The organism is Streptomyces sp. Tek67B01 (assembly GCF_055231995.1).
In genome coordinates this window covers 2,390,139-2,410,793 of sequence record NZ_JBUYUY010000001.1, presented here as the reverse complement: position 1 = coordinate 2,410,793, position 20,655 = coordinate 2,390,139, and the positions used below count along the sequence as shown (strand labels likewise).

Sequence of the window (20,655 nt, the reverse complement as noted above, 5' to 3'; positions counted from 1 at the left end):
TTTCGGTGCCGGACTACTCACTGCGCAGGCGGAACCACAGAAAGCCATGACCCGCGAGCGTGAGCAGGTACGGCCATTCGCCGATCGGCGGGAACCGCACATCGCCCGTGAGTTCGACGGGCACCCGCCCGTTGAACGACCGCAGGTCGAGCTCGGTGGGCTGCGCGAAGCGCGAGAAGTTGTGCACGCACAGCACCAGGTCGTCCCCGTACTCGCGCAGGAAGGCGAGCACCGCCGGGTTGGTCGACGGCAGTTCGGTGTACGACCCGAGTCCGAAGGCGGGGTTCGCCTTGCGGATTTCGATGAGCCGGCGCGTCCAGTGCAGGAGCGAGGAGGGCGATGCCATCGCCGCCTCGACACTGGTGACCTGGTACCCGTAGACGGGGTCCATGATGACCGGCAGGTTCAGCCTGCCCGGATCGCAGGAGGAGAAACCGGCGTTGCGGTCCGGGGTCCACTGCATGGGCGTGCGCACGCCGTCGCGGTCGCCGAGCCAGATGTTGTCGCCCATGCCGATCTCGTCGCCGTAGTAGAGCACCGGCGAGCCGGGCAGCGACAGGAGCAGGGCGGTGAACAGTTCCATCTGGTTGCGGTCGTTGTCGAGGAGCGGGGCGAGCCGGCGCCGGATGCCGATGTTGGCCCGCATCCGCGGGTCCTTGGCGTACTCGGCGTACATGTAGTCGCGCTCTTCGTCGGTGACCATTTCGAGGGTGAGCTCGTCGTGGTTGCGCAGGAAGATGCCCCACTGGCAGTTCACCGGGATCGCCGGGGTCTTGGCCAGGATTTCGGAGACGGGGTAGCGGGACTCTCTTCGCACGGCCATGAAGATGCGCGGCATGACGGGGAAGTGGAACGCCATGTGGCACTCGTCCCCGCCCTTGGTGAAGTCGCCGAAGTAGTCGACCACGTCCTCGGGCCACTGGTTGGCCTCGGCGAGCAGGACGGTGTCGGGGTAGTGCGCGTCGATCTCGGCCCGGACCCGCTTGAGCAGCGCGTGGGTGCGCGGGAGGTTCTCGCAGTTGGTCCCCTCCTCCGCGTACAGGTAGGGCACGGCGTCGAGGCGGAAGCCGTCGATGCCGAGGTCCAACCAGAAGCGCAGCGCCGAGATGATCTCCTCGACCACGGCCGGGTTCTCGTAGTTCAGGTCCGGCTGGTGCGAGAAGAAGCGGTGCCAGTAGTACTGCTTGCGCAGCGGGTCGTACGTCCAGTTCGAGGTCTCGGTGTCGACGAAGATGATGCGGGCGTCCTGGTACTGCTTGTCGTTGTCGGCCCACATGTAGTAGTCGCCGTACGGCCCGTCCGGGTCCTTGCGCGACTGCTGGAACCACTCGTGCTGGTCGCTCGTGTGGTTCATGACGAAGTCGATGATCACCCGCATGCCGCGCTGGTGCGCGGCGTCCACGAACTCGACGAAGTCGGCGAGGTCGCCGAACTCCGGCAGCACGGAGGTGTAGTCGGAGACGTCGTAGCCCCCGTCGCGCAGCGGTGACGCGAAGAACGGCGGAAGCCAGAGGCAGTCGACACCCAGCCACTGGAGGTAGTCGAGCTTGGAGGTGAGGCCCTGTAGGTCGCCCACGCCGTCGCCGTTGCTGTCCTGGAACGAGCGGACGAGGACTTCGTAGAAGACCGCCCGCTTGAACCAGTCGGGGTCGCGGTCCTTGGCGGGGGTGTCCTCGAACGTGTCGGGGACGGGATCGTTGATCATCATGTGATGGGTGACCCTCCGGTGGGCGGGGACGGTCGCAGAGCGGCCAGCACGTGCGCGGGTGTCCGACCCGGCTCCAGACGCACGTAGTTCGCCCTGCCCCAGTGATAGGTCTCGCCGGTGAGCTCGTCGCGCACCGCGAGGGACCCGTGCCAGTCGAGGCCGAGTACCGGCATGTCCAACGAGACTGTCGCCTCCTGGGTGTGGTGCGGATCGAGGTTGACGACCACCAGTACGGAATTGGCTCCGGCGTGCTTCGAATAGGCGATCACCTGTTCGTTGTCGGTCGAATGGAAGTGCAGGTCGCGCAGCTGTTGGAGGGCGGGGTTGCGGCGTCGGACCCGGTTCAGGGTGGTGATCAGCGGGGCGATGGTGCGGCCCTCGCGGTCGGCGGCGGCCCAGTCGCGTGGCCGGAACTCGTATTTCTCGGAGTTCAGGTACTCCTCGCTGCCCGGCTTGACCGGTTCGTTCTCGCAGAGCTCGTATCCGGCGTAGATCCCCCAGGTGGGGGAGAGGGTGGCGGCGAGCACGGCCCGCACCTCGAAGGCCGGACGTCCGCCGTGCTGAAGGTACTCGTGCAGGATGTCCGGCGTGTTGACGAAGAAATTCGGCCGCATGACGGCCGCGGAACGGTCGTCGACGAGCTCGGTCAGGTACTCGGTCAGCTCCGCCTTGGAGTTGCGCCAGGTGAAGTACGTGTAGGACTGCTGGAAGCCGACGGCGGCCAGGGCGCGCATCATCGCGGGGCGGGTGAAGGCCTCCGCCAGGAAGATCACGTCGGGGTCGGTCTTGTTGATGTCCGCGATCACCTTCTGCCAGAAGACGACGGGCTTGGTGTGCGGATTGTCGACGCGGAAGATCCGGACGCCGTGGTCCATCCAGTGCCGCAGGATACGGACCGTTTCTTCGACGATGCCGGCCATGTCGGTGTCGAAGTGGATCGGGTAGATGTCCTGGTACTTCTTCGGCGGGTTCTCGGCGTACGCGATCGTCCCGTCCGCGCGGTGGCGGAACCACTCCGGCCGCTTCTCCACCCACGGGTGGTCGGGCGAGCACTGGAGCGCGAAGTCGAGGGCGATCTCCATCCGGAGCTCCCGGGCCCGCGCCACGAACGCGTCGAAGTCCTCGATGGTGCCCAGCTCGGGGTGGACGGCGTCGTGGCCGCCCTCGGTGGACCCGATGGCCCACGGCACGCCCGGGTCCCAACTACCGGCGGAGAGGGTGTTGTTCGGGCCCTTGCGCCAGGTGCTGCCGATGGGGTGGATCGGCGGCAGGTACACGACGTCGAAGCCCATCGCGGCGATCGCCGGCAGCCGCTCGGCGGCGGTCCGGAAGGTCCCGCTCACCGGAGCCGAACCCGGCTCCACCACGGCTCCCTCGGACCGGGGGAACATCTCGTACCAGGAGCCGAAGAGGGCGCGCTTGCGCTCGACGAGCAGCGGCAGCGGCTTCGCCGCGCTGACCAGCTCCCGGTAAGGGCGGCGTGCGAGGGCCTCGGTCACGGGCGCCGCGAGGGCGGCCGCGTACCGCACCGAGACCTCCCGGTCCTCGTCGCGCATCGCCTCGGCGGCGGCCAGTACGTGCGCGCGCCCGTCCTTCTTGGGGATCTTCGAGCCGGCCCGCGCGTACAGCTCCGCGCCCTCGAGGAGCATCAGCCCGGTGTCGATCCCCGCCGGGATCTTGATGGCGGCGTGCGCCCGCCAGGTGGCGACGGGGTCGCTCCACGCCTCGACGGTGTAGGTCCACCGTCCCTCGGTATCGGCGCAGACCCTGGCGCCCCACCGGTCGGTGCCGGGAGCGAGTTCGTACATGGGCACAGGTGGTCGCAGCCGTCCGCTCGGATCTCGGAGCACGACATGGGCGGACACGGCGTCGTGGCCCTCGCGGAACACGGTGGCCGAGATCCGGAAGACCTCGTCCACGACCGCCTTGGCGGGTCTGGCGCCGCAGTCGACGGCAGGGCGGACGTCCAGCACGGGAATGCGACCGATCATGATGGGATCACCTGGAGGCAGTTCGCGGGGCTCGGTGGCAACGGTCCGGCTGACTGGGCAGCCGGCAGTGCACGCTCTGTTCGCTCTGTTTCTAGCCGTTCAGAAGACGGCTGGGCTGCGGGCATGGCCGCTCCTGTCCGCGTTCACTCGGGTGGCGGGAGGTGGTGGGCGGTGTGCGCCGTGCGTGTACCCGGGGAGCCCTTCCCACTCTCGTCCCGCCCAATCCGCGTGCTTGGTTAACTACTCGTACGTAGTGGCACGCCGATAACCAAGCCCCGGCTCGACATTCACCGAGGCTCCGTCAAGTCGGCTGTGGACTCCCGGACCTACACCGGTATACCGCGTTCGCGGCCCGCGCGCGCGTCGGCGCCGTGGCGGTGCGGCCCGGTCGCCGGCTAGCCTCGTGGCTCCGGAAGTGGACCGAAGTGGACGGATGCGCGGTCGCACAGCGTGGTGCGGCCGCTCCGATCCGCGATCCCCTGCGAAGGTGGAACACGTGAAGGCTATCCGTCGATTCACCGTGCGTCCCGTTCTCCCCGAGCCGCTGCTGCCACTCGCCGACCTCGCGCGCAACCTGCGCTGGTCTTGGCACGCGGAAACCCGCGAACTCTTCCAATCCGTCGACCCCGAGGGCTGGCAGGCCGCTGCCGGCGATCCCGTGCGGCTTCTCGGCGCCGTGTCCGCCGGCCGTCTGGCGGAACTCGCCGGCGACCGGCGGTTCCTGCGGCGGCTCGCCGTTGCCGCCGCCGACCTCGATGACTACGTCCACGGCGGGAGGTGGTACCAGACCCACGAGAACGGTGGGGACCTGCCCGCCGCCATCGCCTACTTCTCGCCGGAATTCGGCATCACCGCAGCCCTCCCGCAGTACTCCGGCGGGCTCGGCATCCTCGCCGGCGACCACCTCAAGGCCGCGAGCGACCTCGGCGTCCCGCTCATCGGCGTGGGACTGCTCTACCGTCACGGCTACTTCCGCCAGTCGCTCTCCCGCGACGGCTGGCAACAGGAGCACTATCCCGTCCTCGACCCCAACGAGCTCCCCGTCGCCCTCGTGCGCGAGGTCGACGGTACGCCCGCCCGAGTGGCCCTGAGCCTTCCCGGCGGGCGGTCATTGCACGCGCACATCTGGCAAGCCCGCGTCGGACGGGTCCCGCTGCTGCTCCTCGACTCCGACGTCGAGGACAACGACACCGCCGCCCGCGAGGTGACCGACCGTCTCTACGGGGGCGGCAGCGACCACCGGCTGCTCCAGGAGATGCTGCTCGGCATCGGCGGGGTCCGCGCGGTACGGACGTACTGCCGGCTGACCGGTCATGCCGATCCGGAGGTGTTCCACACCAACGAGGGACACGCCGGGTTCCTCGGTCTCGAGCGCATAAGGGAACTCGAAGGGGAACAGGGGCTCGGCTTCGACGCCGCCCTGGAGGCGGTCCGCGCCGGCACCGTGTTCACCACGCACACCCCCGTCCCCGCCGGCATCGACCGCTTCGACCGCGCCCTGGTCGCCCGACACTTCGGCGAGGGCGGCGAACTGCCCGCGGTACCCGTCGAGCGAATCCTCGAACTGGGCGCGGAGTCCTACCCCGGCGGCGACCCCGGGGTGTTCAACATGGCGGTGATGGGCCTGCGCCTCGCCCAGCGCGCCAACGGCGTCTCCACCCTCCACGGCGCCGTCAGCAGGGGCATGTTCGCCGGTTTGTGGCCCGGCTTCGACCCGGTCGACGTGCCGATCACCTCCATCACCAACGGCGTGCACGCGCCGACCTGGGTGGCGCCCGAGGTGATGCGGCTCGGCGCGCGCCAGATCGGGGCCGGGCGGACCGAGGACGCGCTGTCCGTCGGCGGCTCCCCGCGCTGGGACGCCGTGGCGGGCATCGCCGACCAGGAGGTCTGGGACCTGCGCCGGGTGCTGCGCGAACAACTGGTCCAGGAGGTGCGCGACCGGCTGCGGACGTCCTGGAAGCAGCGCGGGGCCGCGGACGCCGAACTGGGCTGGGTCGACTCCGTGCTCGACCCGGACGTGCTGACCATCGGCTTCGCCCGCCGGGTCCCCTCCTACAAGCGGCTCACGCTGATGCTGCGCGACCCGGAGCGGCTGCGCCGACTGCTGCTGGATCCGGACCGGCCGGTGCAGATCGTGGTCGCGGGCAAGGCGCACCCCGCCGACGACGGCGGCAAGCGCCTCGTCCAGGAACTGGTGCGGTTCTCCGACGACCCCCGGGTGCGGCACCGGATCGTCTTCCTGCCCGACTACGGCATGGCCATGGCGCAGAAGCTCTACCCCGGCTGCGACATCTGGCTGAACAACCCGCTGCGCCCGCTGGAGGCCTGCGGCACGAGCGGCATGAAGGCGGCGCTCAACGGCTGCCTCAACCTCTCCGTGCTGGACGGCTGGTGGGACGAGTGGTTCGAGCCGGACTTCGGCTGGGCCATCCCCACCGCCGACGGGGCCGGCACGGACGTGGACCGGCGTGACGACCTGGAGGCGAACGCCCTCTACGAGCTGATCGAGAGCCGGGTCGCACCCCGCTTCTACGACCGGGCCGGGCGCAGCGGACTGCCCGAGCGGTGGATCGAGATGGTCCGGCGCACCCTGGTATCCCTGGGACCGAAGGTACTGGCGGGTCGGATGGTGCGGGAGTACGTGGAGCGGCTCTACGCACCCGCCGCGCTCGCACACCGTGCACTCGTCCCCGAGGCGGCGCGGGACCTCGCCTGGTGGAAGGGCCGGGTCCGCGCGGCCTGGCCCCGGGTCGCCGTCGAGCACGTGGAGGCGCTCGCCGCCGCCCCGGTCGGCGGTACCGCCGAACTGGGGGCGACCCTCACCCTGCGGGTACGGGTGGCACTGGACTCGCTCGTGCCGGACGACGTCGAGGTGCAGGCCGTCGCGGGTCGGGTGGATGCCCAGGACGTGATCCAGGGCGCCCGGACCTTCCCGCTGAAGCCGGCCTCCGGGCCGGACCTGGAGGGCCGCTGGGTGTACGAGGGCCCGCTCGCCCTCGACCGTACGGGGCCCTACGGCTATACCGTGCGAATCCTGCCCGCGCACCCGCTGCTGGCCAGCCCGGCCGAACTCGGTCTGGTCGCGGGGCCCCAGGACGCGGGTACCGACACCGACGCGGTGGGCGGGGTCCTGCTGAGGTGAGTCCCGGGGTCCTGTCGTCGAAGCGGCGCCGTCAAGGTCGGGGGCCGGGCGGGACTTCGACGACAGGACCGGGGGACGGGCGGCGGGTTCCCGCCGGGGCGAGGCCCGGTGGCGCGCGGCCGCACGGGTGAGTCTCAGGGGTCGATCAGCCGTCCGTCCTCCACCAGCATCCCGGCCCGCTTGATGTTGCGCAGGGTCGGGATCACCTCGACCCGCTCGATGCCCGGCACGGCGCCGATCCGCTCCGTGAGGTAGGTGTACAACGCGTCCGTGTCCCGGCAGACGACGACGGCCACCAGGTTGGCCGCCCCGGTCACCGCGGCCGCGAAGGGCACCTCCTCGTGCCGGGCGACCGCCGCGCCCGCCTCCGCCAGCCGGGCGGGCGCCGCGGTCAGCATCAAGGTCGCCTCCGCCTCGTAGCCGAGCCGGGTGGGGACGAGCTCCACGTCCAGGTACAGCGTCCCGAGGTCCCGCAGCCGCTCCAGCCGGCGGCGCGCGGTGGACTCCGACAGGCCCGAGGCACGGGCCAGTTCGGGGTAGCCGGCCCTCCCGTCCCGGCCGAGCACCGACAGCAGCGCCAGCTCGACCTCGTCGAGGCTGTGGCGCTCCCGCCCCGGCACGACCGGCGGTCGCTCCAGCGCCGCGACCTGCTCGGGCCGCAGCACGCCCAGCCCGCACCACCGCTCCGGGCCGCCGACGAAGACCCGCAGCAGGGTGTGGGCGCTGACCCCGGTCACCCTGCGGGTGCGCGGGAGTTTCTCCAGCAGCAGACCGTCGCGGTCCGCGCGGGTGCGCGCCTTGGTCAGGCAGTGGATCTCCGTCCCGCCCGAGCCCAGCTTCACCCAGGCGATGTCCGGCCGGCGGGCCAACGCCCCGGCCACCTCCAGCGCCGCGTCGGGCGCGCACTGCACGCGCAGCCACGACTCGAACAGCCCGACGCGGCGGCCCTGGGGGAGCCCGATCACCCGGATCACGCCGCCGGAGCGCAGCCGCCGGTATCGGCGCACCACCGTCTGGTCGGAGACCTCCAGCACTTCCGCGAGCCGGCTGAAAGGGGCCCGCCCGTCGATCATCAGTGCCTGGATCAAGGAACGGTCGAGGAGGTCGAGCTCCTCGTTGGGCGCGGTCCGGTTCATGGTTTCCATCATCCCAGGGCCGACGATGACGGAAATCCGGCGGCGAACGGGTTGCGGGTGCGGGATCAGGGGTGCGAACGGGGACCGTGGGGTTACCCGAACCAGCACCTCGACGAGGAGAGAATCATGCGCAAGTGGCTGCCGTTGACGGCGGTCTGTCTGGGGGCCTTCATGCTCCTGGTCGACGTCACGATCGTGACCGTCGCCCTGCCGGACATGGCCGCCGACATGCACACGGGGTTCTCCGCCCTCCAGTGGGTGATGGACATATACGCCCTGGCACTGGCCGCCCTGCTGCTCGGCGCGGGCTCCCTCGCCGACCGGATCGGCCGCTGCCGGGTCTACCTCGGCGGCCTCGTGGTCTTCGCCGCCGCTTCGCTGGCCTGCGGCCTGGCCACCGGTCCGGGCGCCCTGATCGCCTTCCGCGCGGTACAGGGCTTCGGAGGCGCCGCGATGTTCGCCACCACGATGGCCCTGCTCAGCGCCGCCTACCAGGGCCGCGACCGGGGGATCGCCTTCGGCGTGTGGGGCGCGGTCAACGGCGCCGCCGCCGCGGCCGGCCCGATCATCGGCGGACTGCTGACCGAGCACTTCGGCTGGCGCTGGATCTTCTACATCAACCTGCCCGTCTGCGCCCTGGCGGTGTACGTCACCCTCAAGGCCGTCACCGACACCCGTGACCCGCACGCCAAGGGCCTCGACCTGCCCGGCATGACGGCCTTCACGGCCGGCGCCGGAGCCGTCACGTACGCGCTGATCCGGGCCGGCGAGAACGGCTGGACCTCCCCCGCCACCCTCGGCCTCCTCGGCCTGGGCGCGGTCGCCTTCGTCGTGTTCGTCCTCGTCGAGCTGCGCACAGCCCACCCCATGCTGGACCTCTCGCTGTTCCGCAGCGGGACCTTCGTCGGCGTCATGGCCGCCGCGCTGCTGCTGACCGGGGCCGCGTTCTCGTACCTGATGTACGTATCCCTCTGGCTCCAGTCCGTCGAGGGGATGAGCCCGGTCGGCGCTGGTCTGGTGGTGGTGCCGATGAGCCTGGCCGCGTTCCTCGTCTCGGCCCTGGCCGGGCGGCTCCTGCACGGGGCCCCGGCGCGGCTGACCATCGGCGGGGGAGGCGCGCTGATCGGAGTGGGCGCACTGCTCCAGGCGTGGATGTTGGACGCCGGTGACGGCTGGCAGGCGCTGGTCCCGGGTCTGTTGGTGACGGGCGCCGGGGTGGGCACGGCGATCCCGGCGCTGGCGGCCGCTGTGATGGGGGCGGTGGCCCCGGCCCGGGCGGGCATGGCCGGGGGGGCGCTGAACACGGCGCGCCAGCTGGGCATGGCCTTCGGCATCGCGGTGCTCGGCTCCCTCTTCCACTCCGGGCTGGCGGACGGTCTCGCCGACTCCGGTCGGGCGCGCGACACCGCCGAGGCGCTGGCATCGGGCGGGGCGGGGCGGTTGCTGGCGACGGCGCCGGCGGCCAAGGCGTGGGTGGAGGCGGCCTTCGTGAGCGGGCTGCGGGAAACCTTCGTGGCCTCGGGGGTGATGGGGCTGGTGGGCGCCCTCGCCGTCGTCCTGCTGATCCGTTCGACGGGGCGGAACGAGGGCGGGGCGAAGACCGGGGCCCGGGCCGCCGAGGCCGTCACCGTCCCGGAGCGGGTCTGAGGGCGGTTCCGATCGCCCCGGCCGCGGGGCGATCGGGTGCGCCGACGGGTTCCGGCGCGGGGCGCGGTGACTGCCGTATGGGCGTGGTGCACCGATCCAGGAGGGTGAACCTTCGAACGCGCTGGGCATGCTGAATCGTTTCGTCTGATGTGTCCGCTCCTACGCTGCCCGCTGAATGCCACCGGACCGGCATTCCAGCCGATCAGAGAACGGACTCTTCATGCGTGCTCGTACCACCGCCGCCGCACTCCTGGGTGCTCTCGCCCTCGTTCTGCCCACCGCCGGCACCTCCCTGGCGGTCGACCACGACGATGATGACGGCCACCGCTCGCTGGGCCGTCTGGAGTACCTCGTGGACGACGACGATGACGGCGGCGACGAGCACCGCCAGATCCGCCCGGCGGACAACGACACCTGCTACCGACTGACGGGCACCTCGTGGGAGAACCCGGCGACCTCCGTGCGCAACGAGACGGAGTCGCTGGCGGTGCTGTTCCGGGACCGCGACTGCGGCGAGCGTGCCGAGCGGGTGCTGGAGCCGGGGGAGCGGGCACACGGTGTGCAGGTCCGCTCGGTGCTCTTCAAGCCGGTGGACGACGACAACGACGGGCGTCACGAGGGTCGTCACGACGGGCGGGGCGACGGGCGTGACGACGACGACTTCGGCAACGGGGACGAGGACCGCGGCCGTCACGACGCCCGGCCGGGCCTGCCGGGGGCGATGCACCACAACGGCGCCAAGCCGGCCATGCACCAGACGGTGAAGCCGCGCATGGACGAGCCCGGCTCGCAGCAGGCGCGTGACGAGCAGGCCGGTCAGGACCAGCCGCGCGACGAGCAGGCGCGTGACGAGCAGGCCGGTCAGGACCAGCCGCGCGACGAGCAGGCGCGTGACGAGCAGGCCCGTGAGGACCAGGGCCGTCAGGACCAGCCGCGTGACGAGCAGGCGCGTGACGAGCAGGCCCGCGACGAGCAGGCCCGCGACGAGCAGGCCCGTGACGAGCAGGCCCGAGAGGACCAGGGCCGGCGCGAGGAGCAAGCGCGCCAGGAGGAGGCCCGGCGGGACGAGCAGGCCCGGCAGGAGCAGCAGGCCCGCGACGAGCAGGGGATGCGCGACGAGCAGGCCCGCGACGAGCAGGGGATGCGCGACGAGCAGGCCCGTCAGGAGGAGGAGCAGGGTCGTCCCGACGAGCAGCGTCCCGACATGTTCGACCGTATCTTCCGCTCCATCGGCTGACCCGCCACCGCGCGACGCGAGAGCCCGGCACCTCCGTGGTGCCGGGCTCTCCCGCGTCATGGAACAGGGCCGCCCGGGGAGGTCGTCTCCCGGGCGGCCCCGTGATCAATCGGTCGAGCCGGCGATCGGCTCGGCCCCCGTCACCCCGGTAGGGGTCAGAACGTGAGCTTCCAGCTGTTGATGTAGCCGGTGTCCGCGGCGGCGAGGTCCGCCACCCGCAGCTTCCAGACACCCTGCGCGACCTCGGAGGAGGCGTTCACGGTGAAGCTCTGGACGATGTTGTCCGCGCTGCCGCCGGTGCGGTTGCGCAGGTTGTAGACGGAGCCGTCGGGGGCGACGAGGTCGACCCTCAGGTCACCGACGTAGGTGTGGACGATGTTGACGTCCACCTTGAGGGTGCTCGGGGCGTTGCCCGTGCGGGTCACCGTGATCGGGGACTCGACGGTCGAGTTGTCCGCGATCTGGTAGTCGTTCGTGTTCTCGAACACGCTCTGCTGGGACGTGCCGACGGTCCAGGTGAAGGACGCCGTACCCGTCTTGCCCGCGGAGTCGGTCACCGTGACGGTCACGTTGGACGTGCCCGCGGTGGTGGCGGTACCCGAGATCAGACCCGTCGAGGAGTTGATCGACAGGCCGGCCGGCAGACCGGTCGCCGCGTAGCTCAGCGCACCCGCGTTGGTGCTGGTCGCCTGGACCTGAAGGCTCACAGCGGTGTTGACCTGGGTGGTCTGGTTGGCGATCGGGGTCACCGAGACGCCGGAGGTGATGCGGGCGCCGACGTTGATGCCGGCCCAGGCGTTGGCCACGTTGTTGTACGTGGTCGAGCCCTGGCCGTACAGGTCGGCGGCGGCCTGCAGCGTCGCCGTACGGGCGGCGGCGTAGTTCGTGTTCGACTTGAAGTAGCCGACCGTCAGCGCGCGGAACCAGATCTTCGAGGCGGCGTCGCGGCCGATCGCGGTGACCGGGAGGTTGTCCGAGGTCGGCGAGTTGTAGCTGACGCCGTTGATGACCTTGGCGCCGGAGCCCTCGGACATCAGGTAGAAGACGTGGTTCGCCGGGCCCGAGGAGTAGTGGACGTCGAGGTTGCCGACGCCGCTGTACCAGGCGTCCGCGGACGAACCGTCCTTGCTCGGCTTGTCCTGGTAGCGCAGCGGCGTGCCGTCGCCGTTGATGTCGATCTTCTCGCCGATGAGGTAGTCACCGACGTCGCTCGGGTTGTTGGCGTTGAACTCGACGGACGTGCCCATGATGTCGGAGGTGGCCTCGTTCAGGCCGCCGGGCTCGCCGCTGTAGGTCATGTTGCCGGTGACCGAGGTCAGACCGTGCGTCATCTCGTGGGCGGCCACGTCGATGGACGTCAGCGGGTGCGTGTTGCTGGTGCCGTCGCCGTACGTCATGCAGAAGCAGCCGTCGTCCCAGAACGCGTTGACGTACGAGCTGCCGTAGTGGACGCGGCTGTACGGGGCGACGCCGTCGTTGCGCAGGCCGTTGCGGCCCATCACGTTCTTGTAGAAGTCCCACGTCACCTGGGCGCCGTAGTGCGCGTCCGCGGCCGCCGTCGCCCGGTTGGAGGCGGCGCCGTTGCCCCAGACGTCCGTGGTGTTGGTGAAGAGCGTGCCGGTGCCGGAGCTGCCGCCGTTGAGGTCGTAGGTCTTGTGGCCGCCGCGACCGGCGTCGGTCAGCGTGTAGTTGCTGCCCGACTGCGAGGTGCCCAGCGTGACCTGGCCGCTGTACATGGTGTTGCCGGTGCCGGTCTCGATGGCCTGCCACTGGGTGATCTTCGCGCCGGTCTTGGCGTCGGTGACCACGTGCAGTTCGCTCGGGGTGCCGTCGTCCTGGAGGCCGCCGACGACGGTCTCGAAGGCGAGGACGGGCGCGCCTTCGGCGGCCCAGATCACCTTGCGGGCGTTCTTCGAGGGCTTGGCCTGCTTGGCGCCCGCGGCGTTGGCCGAGTCGACGGCCTGGCTCTCGGCCGCCGAGGTGGCGATGGAGGGGCTGGTGTCCGCCACCTTGATCTCGTGGTTGGTGGCCTTGGTCACGCTCTTGGTGACGCCGCCCTTGGCGTGGACGGTCAGGTCACCGCCGAGCACGGGTATGCCGTCGTAGGTGCGCTCGTAGGTGGTGTGGGTGGTGCCGTCGGCGTCCTGGACCACATCGCGGACGGCGAGGCGCTCCTTGCCGCCGAGGCCGAGGGCCTTCGCCGCCTGCACCGTGGTCGAGTTGGCGTCGGCGAGGAGCGTCGCACGCTCCGAAGCGCTGAGTAGGCGGGCGGCCGCGCCCGGGTTGGGCTGAGCCGCCTTGGAAGACTGCGACGCGGTGGCGTCGGCGTTGGCGGATCCGGCCTGCATGCCTACGGCGAGCATGGCGGCGGCGGCGACGAGGGCGCCGGCCGCGGTGGCACGCCGCTGGGGGGTGGCTCTCAACGCAAACTCCTTCTGCAAGGGGGGTTCCGGAAGGCTGGGTGGACCTCCGGGCAGATCAGGGTTGGTGCGATGAACGGTCGAAGAGTGTCACCTGTCGACGTCAATGTCAGGGCCACATCAAAAGGTTGGCTGGAAACAGTCCGTTGTCCGAAGAGACGTATCCGGTATCCGAACCATTCACTTTTGTGTGAGAGAGGAGGATGAAACATACGGAACGCCAGATACCGGTTGCTAACACTTGAGCAACGAGCGGCTCCGTTAACGCAAACGGCATTTACCGTACGGGTGTTTGTCGTACTGTTTCCCGGTGCGTCAGATGCTCGTCGCCAGGGGAAGCCGCGGGCACACGCCACTGTCATAGACCACGTGCCAGGGGGGCCCATGAGGCATGTCCATTTTCCTGCGCAAAGAGTGGCCGGGGCGGCCGTTGATCCGGCCGGGCCGACGTCCGCGCCTCCGCGCCGACTCGGCGACAAGGCGCGCTGGTACCTCCCCGCGGCGGTCACGGCCGACTTCCTCGGCGCCGCGGTTCCCGTGGGCCTCGTCTTCGACGCGGCGCGGCAGGCCCGGCCCGTCTACTGCGCGGTCGGCGCGGCCCTCGCCTGGACCGCGGTACAGGCGCTGCGTCGACGGTACGCGACCCGGACGCTCGGTGAGTCCCGGGGGGTACTGCCCGTCGTCCACGACTGGCTGATTTTGATCGGCGTCCTCGCCGTCGCTCGCGTGGTGACCGGGGAGAGCACCCCGCGAATGGCGGCGCTGGGGGCGCTGTTGCCCGCCCTGCTCGTCACCGTCGCCTGTCACAAGCTCACCTATCACCACCTCTCCGCCGCCCGCCGGGAAGCCAGGGTGGTCAGCCGGGTCCTGGTCGTCGGCGAACCCGAGGCGGCCGAAGGCGTGATCGCCCACCTCGCCTCGCGCACCGACCACCCCTACGTCGTCGTCGGAGTCGTCCCGGTCGGCGCCGGCCAACTCGGCAGCGGGGTCCCCGTCGCGACCCGGCTGGGCGCGACCCCGCAGGGGCCGAACATCGACGCCGCCGCCGTACTGGGCGCCGTACGCAGCCACCACGCCGACCTGGTGCTCGTCGCCCCGGGCGTGCGCTTCGCCGGGGAGCGGCTGCGCCGGGTCGCCTGGGCGCTGCACGACGCCGGCCTCGAACTGGCCGTCTTCCCCGGTCTGGTGGAGATATCCGTCAAGCGGCTGGAGACGCTCTCGGCGGGCGGCCTCGCCGTGCTGCGGATCGCGCCGCCCGTGGGCAAGGGGGTGCAGACGTTGCTGAAGTCGGTCCTGGACCGGGCGGGGGCCGCCGTCGGACTGCTGCTGCTGTCACCGCTGTTCCTCGCGCTCGTACTGGCGATACGTTTCGGCTCGCGCGGGCCGGCCTTCTACAGCCAGCGCCGGATCGGGCGCGACGGGGTCCCGTTCGTCATGTGGAAGTTCCGCACGATGGTCGTGGACGCCGACCGGCTGAAGCCCGAGCTGGAAGGGGCCAACGAGAACGACGGCCTGATGTTCAAGATGCGCCGTGACCCGCGGGTCACCCGGGTGGGACGGCTGCTGCGCCGCACCTCGCTGGACGAACTGCCCCAGCTGTACAACGTGTTGACGGGCAGCATGTCGCTGGTCGGCCCGCGTCCACCGCTCCCGGACGAGGTGGCCCGGTACGACGAGGTGGAGCTGCGCCGGCTGAGCGTGCGTCCCGGTATGACCGGCCTGTGGCAGATCAGCGGACGGTCGGACCTGTCCTGGGACGAAACGATTCAGCTTGATTTGCAGTACGTCGACAACTGGTCCTTCACCAGTGATGTCGATGTCATGGGCCGCACGCTCCGCGCCGTCGTCGACGGCCGCGGAGCGTACTGAGGGGCCGGCATTGCGATCAGCGAGACGTCCGCGAGTCGAGCCACCAGCGGTAGGTGGACGCGATCCCGTCGCGCAGCGGGATGCCGGGCTTCCAGCCCAGCGAGGTCAGGCGGGTGACGTCCAGCAGCTTGCGGGGCGTCCCGTCGGGCTTGGAGGTGTCCCAGGCGAGCCGGCCGTCGAAGCCGGTCACCTCGGCGACCGTCTCGGCCAGTGCCTTGATGGTGAGGTCCTCACCGCAGCCGATGTTGACGGGCTCGTCGCCGTCGTAGCCCTCCAACAGGACCGCGCAGGCCGCCGCGAGGTCGTCGACGTGCAGGAACTCGCGCCGCGGGGTGCCCGATCCCCACAGCGTGACCTCCTCGCGGCCCTCGGCCGCGGCCTCGTGGAAGCGACGGATCAGCGCGGGCAGGACGTGCGAGGACTCCAGGTCGAAGTTGTCCCCCGGCCCGTAGAGGTTCGTGGGCATGGCCGAGATGTACGAGGCGCCGTACTGCTTGCGGTACGACTGGACCTGCACGATGCCGGCGATCTTGGCGAGGGCGTAGGCCTCGTTGGTCGGCTCCAGCGGGCCGGTCAGCAGGGCGTCCTCGCTGATGGGCTGCGGCGCCAGCTTCGGGTAGATGCAGGACGAGCCGAGGAACAGCAGCCGGCCCACCCCGGCGGCGTGCGCCCCGGCGATGACGCTGAGCTGGATCCGGAGGTTGTCCTCCAGGAACTGCACCGGGTAGGTGCTGTTGGCCATGATCCCGCCGACCTTGGCGGCGGCCAGCACCACGGCGTCCGGACGGACGTCCCGCAGGTAGGCCTCGGTCGCGGCGCCGTCGCGCAGGTCGAGCTCGGCGCGGCTGCGGGTGAGCACCTCGTGGCCGTCGGCGGTCAGCCGCCGGGCGACCGCGGACCCCACGAGGCCGCGGTGACCGGCGACGAAGACGCGGGCGTGCGGGGGCAGGAGCGGCAGCGAACTTGTCATACCGCCGATGATGCCAGTCCGCTGCCGCGGCTTTACGCGGCAGGCCCGCTGCCGAGCCCGGCTCCGGTGGCCGCCGCCCGACAGCGGCCCCGGCGCGACCGGTTGCCCGGCCGCATGCCCACGGCCAAGGGCCCGCAGCCCGGCCGCGGGTCGTCGTCCGGCCGCGGGCGGTGCTGGAGTTTCCACGTCGCGCGGCCGGGGCGGCGGCACCCGCTGCGGCGGGTGTTCCGGGGCGGGCGTGGGGTCTTGGGGTGGCGGGGCTCGGCGGTGGGGGCGGTTCCGGATGGGGCGTGTACGGTACCCATCCGGCCCCGGGCCGCGCGGGCGCCCGCCGGACGAGGCGGGGCGACGGCAGGCCCGCCGGGGGGACCAGGGGCAGGGCCCCGCACAACGGGTGGGGGCCGGCCCCGCTCATCGAAGCAGAGCACACCGACAACCAGGGGGACCCTATGGGCAAGACCGCACTGATCACCGGCGTCACCGGGCAGGACGGCTCGTACCTCGCCGAGCTCCTGCTCTCCAAGGGATACACGGTGCACGGGCTCGTGCGGCGGTCCTCCAGTTTCAACACGGAGCGGATCGACCACATCTACCAGGACCCGCAGACCGAGAACCGCTCCCTCGTGCTGCACCACGCGGACCTGTCCGACGGCGTCGCCCTCGTGAACCTGCTCCGAGACATACGCCCCGACGAGGTCTACAACCTGGGCGCCCAGTCCCACGTCCGCGTCTCCTTCGACGCGCCCCTCTACACCGGCGACGTCACCGGCCTCGGGGCGCTGCGCCTGCTGGAGGCCATCCGGGCCAGCGGCGTGGACACCCGCATCTACCAGGCCTCGTCCTCGGAGATGTTCGGCGCCACCCCGCCGCCGCAGAACGAGACGACCCCGTTCCACCCGCGCAGCCCGTACGGGGCCGCCAAGGTCTTCGCGTACTGGACCACGGTGAACTACCGCGAGGCGTACGACATGTTCGCGGTCAACGGCATCCTCTTCAACCACGAGTCCCCGCGCCGCGGCGAGACCTTCGTGACCCGCAAGATCACCCGCGCCGTCGCCCGGATCAAGGCCGGTCTCCAGGACCACCTCTACCTCGGCAACCTCGACGCCGTCCGCGACTGGGGCTACGCGCCCGAGTACGTCGACGCCATGTGGCGGATGCTCCAGCAGGACGAGCCCACCGACTACGTGGTCGCCACCGGTGTCGCCGCGACCGTCCGCGAGTTCGTGGAGTCCTCGTTCCACCACGCCGGGCTCGACTGGAACGAGCACGTGCGCTACGACCCCAAGTACGAGCGCCCCAGCGAGGTCGACGCGCTCATCGGCGACGCCTCCAAGGCGCAGGAGATCCTCGGCTGGAAGCCGACGGTCCTGGTGGCCGAACTCGCCCGGATCATGGTCGACGCCGACATCCGCCAGGTCGAGGACCAACTGGCGGGCGTGACGGTCCGCATCGACCGCTAGAGGCCTTATATTTCGCCTATTGATTTGCCGTGTCCCGGTCACGCCGAGCAGGTCCCTGCCGCGTGACCGGGGCAAACCTGCCGTATGTCCGTCGTGCGTCCTCTATGTAGAACCTGTTGATTCCAAGTTGGTATGCAATGGGTCAAGTGAGGTGACCGGGACCTCGCGTGAGCCCTAGTCTGCGCCAGTACATATGGCTGATCGGATAGTTCCAGCCATCAAAACCGGGCGATTGCCCTGGGGGGCTCATGCGTAGATCCAGAGGGCTGACTGCTGCCCTCGTCCTGTCACTGGCCGGTGCCGGCACCGGTATAGGCCTGGTGCTGATGCCCGAGGCGTCCGCCATCACGCCGCCCGTGGCATTCACCGCCGACGAGTTGCCCACCTGGCAGCCCAACGGCATCGTCTGGGCGATGGCCCAGGCCAATGGCACGGTCTTCGCCGGCGGCACCTTCTCGGCGGTCCGCCCGCCCGACGGCAGTGGCAGCGGCACCGAGCAGGAAGCGGTGAACTTCGTGGCGCTCGACGCCGCGACCGGCGCCCCGACCTCCTGCAAGCTCGCCTTCACCGTCGGCGACGGCAGCGCCACCGTGCGCGCCCTGGCCGTCTCGAAGGACAAGAAGACCCTGTACGCGGGCGGCTACTTCGGCGCCGTCAACGGCACGCCGGTCTCCAGCGTCGCGGCGATCGACATCGCGACCTGCACCCCCAAGGCGTCGTTCCACCCGAGCTTCCCCTCCACCGTGCGCGCGTTCGCCGTCACCGACGACACGCTGTACGCGGCCGGCGACTTCACCACCGTCGAGGGCCAGACCCGCGAGCGGTTCGCCGCGGTCGACGCCGGCTCCGGTGCGCTCAAGCCCTTCGTCGCCAACGCCGACGAGCCCGGCCGGGCGGTCGCGGTCACCCCCGACGGCAAGAACGTCCTCCTGGGCGGTGACTTCTTCACCGTCAACGGCCAGAACACGCACGCACTGGCGGTCGTGAGTTCCGCCACCGGCGCCGTCGCCAAGACCTACAGCACCATCCCCTCCAACTCGGTCGTCAAGTCGATCGCCACCGACGCGACCGGCTTCTACACCGGCAACGAGGGCTCCGGCGGCGGCGTCTTCGACGGCCGCATCGGCCTCAACCTCAATGACTTCAGCGAGAAGTGGCGCGACCGGTGCCTCGGCGCGACCCAGTTCGTCCTGCCGTACGACGGAGTCCTCTACAGCTCCTCGCACGCGCACGACTGCTCCCTGAACGGCGAGTACCCCGACGGTCGCCGTCACCACCTGCTGGCCGAGCCCACCGACTACCAGGGCACGCCCCCCGCGCCGGTGGACGGTTTCGTGGCCAGCCCCCGCAAGCTCGGCTGGTTCCCCGACACCAACGACGGCCTCGGCGAGGGCATCGGCCCGCGCGTCATGGCGGTCGCGGACAAGGGCGACACCAAGTACATGTGGGTCGGCGGCGAGTTCACCACCGTCAACGGCGTGGCGCAGCAGGGTCTGACCCGGTTCGCCTCCAGCGGTGACGTCGGCGCGCCGACCACCCCGGTCGCGAGCGCCGCGAGCGTCAAGCCCGGCGAGGTCCAGGTCCGCTGGCGCACCAGCTACGACAAGGACGACAGCAAGCTGACGTACCGGATCTACCGGAACGGCTCGTCCACCCCGGCCCACACCATGACCGCCGACTCCCTGGAGTTCGAGCGCCGGCAGGCCTCCTGGACCGACACCACCGTCAAGGCCGGCCAGTCCTACACCTACCGCGTGACCGCGACCGACGCCGCCGGCAACACCAGCGCGCTGTCGGCGAACGCCTCGGTGACGGTCCCCGCCTCGGCCCAGTCGTACCCGAACCAGGTCCGCGCCGACGGCGCCAACCTCTACTGGCGCTACGACGACACCGTCAGCCCCTACGTCGCCGACTCCTCCACGGGCGGCGACACGAGCGGCATCCAGCTGAACGCCCCGGCGCTGCGCCAGACCCCCGGCGCCGTCTCCGGTGCCAGTACCGCCATGGGCTTCAACGGCACCAGCCAGCAGGTGTACAGCGACCACCGCCAGACGGTCGGCAGCAGCTACACCATCGAGACCTGGTTCAAGACGAACACCACGCGCGGCGGCAAGCTGATCGGCTTCGGCAACAACACCGACCGCAACAGCGGCTCGTACGACAAGCAGCTGTACATGACCAACACGGGCCGCCTGGTCTTCGGCGTGTACAACGGCTCGACCCGGACCATCTCCACCGGCCTGTTCGAGACGTACAACGACAACAAGTGGCACCACGTCGTCGGCACCCAGGGCCCCTCGGGCATGGCGCTGTACGTGGACGGCCAGAACAAGGGCACGCTGAACGTCACCAACTTCCAGCAGTACGCCGGTTTCTGGCACGTGGGCGGCGACAACCTCAGCAGCTGGCCGAGCCGTCCGACGAGCAACTTCTTCGTCGGGCAGATCGACGAGACGGCCGTCTACCCGACGGCGCTGACCCAGGCCCAGGTCAAGAACCACTACGACCTGGCCACTGCCCCCACCGACACGGTCTCCAAGGTCGTCGCGACCGAGGACACCTACATCAACCAGGGCGCCCCCGGCCAGGCCTACGGCACGTCCACCTCGCTCGCGGTGCGCGGCACCTCGGCGTACGAGACGTACCTGCGCTTCAACCTCCCGGCCGCCCCCGCCGGGACGGTCCTCAAGGCGGCGTCGCTCCAGATCAAGACCACGACGCAGACCGGTGCCGGTACGGCCGACACCGTGTCCGTGGTTCCGGTCACCGGCACCTGGAGCGCGGCGGGCACGACGTTCAACACCAAGCCGACCCTCGGCACCACCCCGCTCGGCTCCATCGCGGGCGTGCCGGACGGCTCGGCCATCCAGAACGTCGAACTCGACACCACCGCCGTCTCCTCGGTGCTGGGCACCAACGGCTACAGCATGGCCCTGACGAGCACGGGCACCGACCCGCTGTGGCTCTGGTCCTCGGAGGCGACGGCCGCGGACGCCGCGCCGCAGCTGATCCTCACCTTCGGCCCCAAGTAACGGCCGAGGCACCACCCGCCTGACGGAGTACGGGGCC

11 protein-coding genes are annotated in these 20,655 nt (G+C 70.7%); 6 read left to right on the top strand and 5 right to left on the bottom strand.

Features of this window, described 5'->3' with window-relative positions:
* Nucleotides 1–13: 13 nt before the first annotated feature.
* Nucleotides 14–1,708: a maltose alpha-D-glucosyltransferase gene (gene treS / locus ACV7NM_RS10585; RefSeq protein WP_463410067.1), complete on the bottom strand. Its 1,695-nt coding sequence runs from the start codon at nt 1,706–1,708 to the stop codon at nt 14–16.
* The gene (locus ACV7NM_RS10580; RefSeq protein ID WP_463410066.1) at nt 1,705–3,699 is read right to left on the bottom strand and encodes an alpha-1,4-glucan--maltose-1-phosphate maltosyltransferase; all 1,995 of its coding nucleotides are present in this window, start codon (nt 3,697–3,699) and stop codon (nt 1,705–1,707) included. The genes treS and ACV7NM_RS10580 overlap by 4 nt, the downstream gene beginning before the upstream one ends.
* A gap of 496 nt (nt 3,700–4,195) precedes the next feature.
* Here ACV7NM_RS10580 and glgP point away from each other — a divergent pair, with 496 nt between their 5' ends.
* The gene (gene glgP, locus ACV7NM_RS10575; protein WP_463410065.1) at nt 4,196–6,844 is read left to right on the top strand and encodes an alpha-glucan family phosphorylase; all 2,649 of its coding nucleotides are present in this window, start codon (nt 4,196–4,198) and stop codon (nt 6,842–6,844) included.
* A gap of 134 nt (nt 6,845–6,978) precedes the next feature.
* Here the strand turns inward: glgP and ACV7NM_RS10570 are convergent, their stop codons facing one another.
* The gene (locus tag ACV7NM_RS10570) at nt 6,979–7,980 is read right to left on the bottom strand and encodes an Lrp/AsnC family transcriptional regulator (protein WP_463410064.1); all 1,002 of its coding nucleotides are present in this window, start codon (nt 7,978–7,980) and stop codon (nt 6,979–6,981) included.
* Between the two features lie 126 nt (nt 7,981–8,106).
* Between ACV7NM_RS10570 and ACV7NM_RS10565 the strand changes: the two genes are divergently transcribed.
* On the top strand, nt 8,107–9,627 hold the full coding sequence (locus ACV7NM_RS10565) for an MFS transporter (protein WP_463410063.1): 1,521 nt from the start codon (nt 8,107–8,109) through the stop codon (nt 9,625–9,627).
* Between the two features lie 220 nt (nt 9,628–9,847).
* The gene (locus ACV7NM_RS10560; RefSeq protein ID WP_463410062.1) at nt 9,848–10,864 is read left to right on the top strand and encodes a hypothetical protein; all 1,017 of its coding nucleotides are present in this window, start codon (nt 9,848–9,850) and stop codon (nt 10,862–10,864) included.
* A 155-nt stretch (nt 10,865–11,019) separates the two neighbouring features.
* Here ACV7NM_RS10560 and ACV7NM_RS10555 read toward each other — a convergent pair whose 3' ends face one another.
* A complete protein-coding gene (locus tag ACV7NM_RS10555) occupies nt 11,020–13,287 on the bottom strand; it encodes a M4 family metallopeptidase (RefSeq protein ID WP_463410061.1) in 2,268 nt (755 codons plus the stop codon).
* 381 nt (nt 13,288–13,668) lie between these two features.
* On the opposite strand from ACV7NM_RS10555, the gene ACV7NM_RS10550 reads away from it, so the two are divergent.
* A complete protein-coding gene (locus ACV7NM_RS10550; RefSeq protein ID WP_463410060.1) occupies nt 13,669–15,153 on the top strand; it encodes a sugar transferase in 1,485 nt (494 codons plus the stop codon).
* Between the two features lie 16 nt (nt 15,154–15,169).
* Here the strand turns inward: ACV7NM_RS10550 and ACV7NM_RS10545 are convergent, their stop codons facing one another.
* Nucleotides 15,170–16,123, bottom strand: coding sequence for a GDP-L-fucose synthase family protein (locus ACV7NM_RS10545; RefSeq protein WP_463410059.1), 954 nt, complete (start codon nt 16,121–16,123; stop codon nt 15,170–15,172).
* A gap of 449 nt (nt 16,124–16,572) precedes the next feature.
* Here ACV7NM_RS10545 and gmd point away from each other — a divergent pair, with 449 nt between their 5' ends.
* Together gmd and ACV7NM_RS10535 are read left to right on the top strand one after the other, a co-directional pair.
* Nucleotides 16,573–17,586, top strand: a complete 1,014-nt coding sequence (gmd, locus tag ACV7NM_RS10540; RefSeq protein ID WP_463410058.1) for a GDP-mannose 4,6-dehydratase — start codon at nt 16,573–16,575, stop codon at nt 17,584–17,586.
* Nucleotides 17,587–17,834: 248 nt separating this feature from the next.
* Nucleotides 17,835–20,618 (top strand): CBM96 family carbohydrate-binding protein, encoded by a 2,784-nt coding sequence (locus tag ACV7NM_RS10535; protein WP_463410057.1) that lies wholly within the window; start codon nt 17,835–17,837, stop codon nt 20,616–20,618.
* The last annotated feature ends 37 nt before the right edge of the window (nt 20,619–20,655 follow it).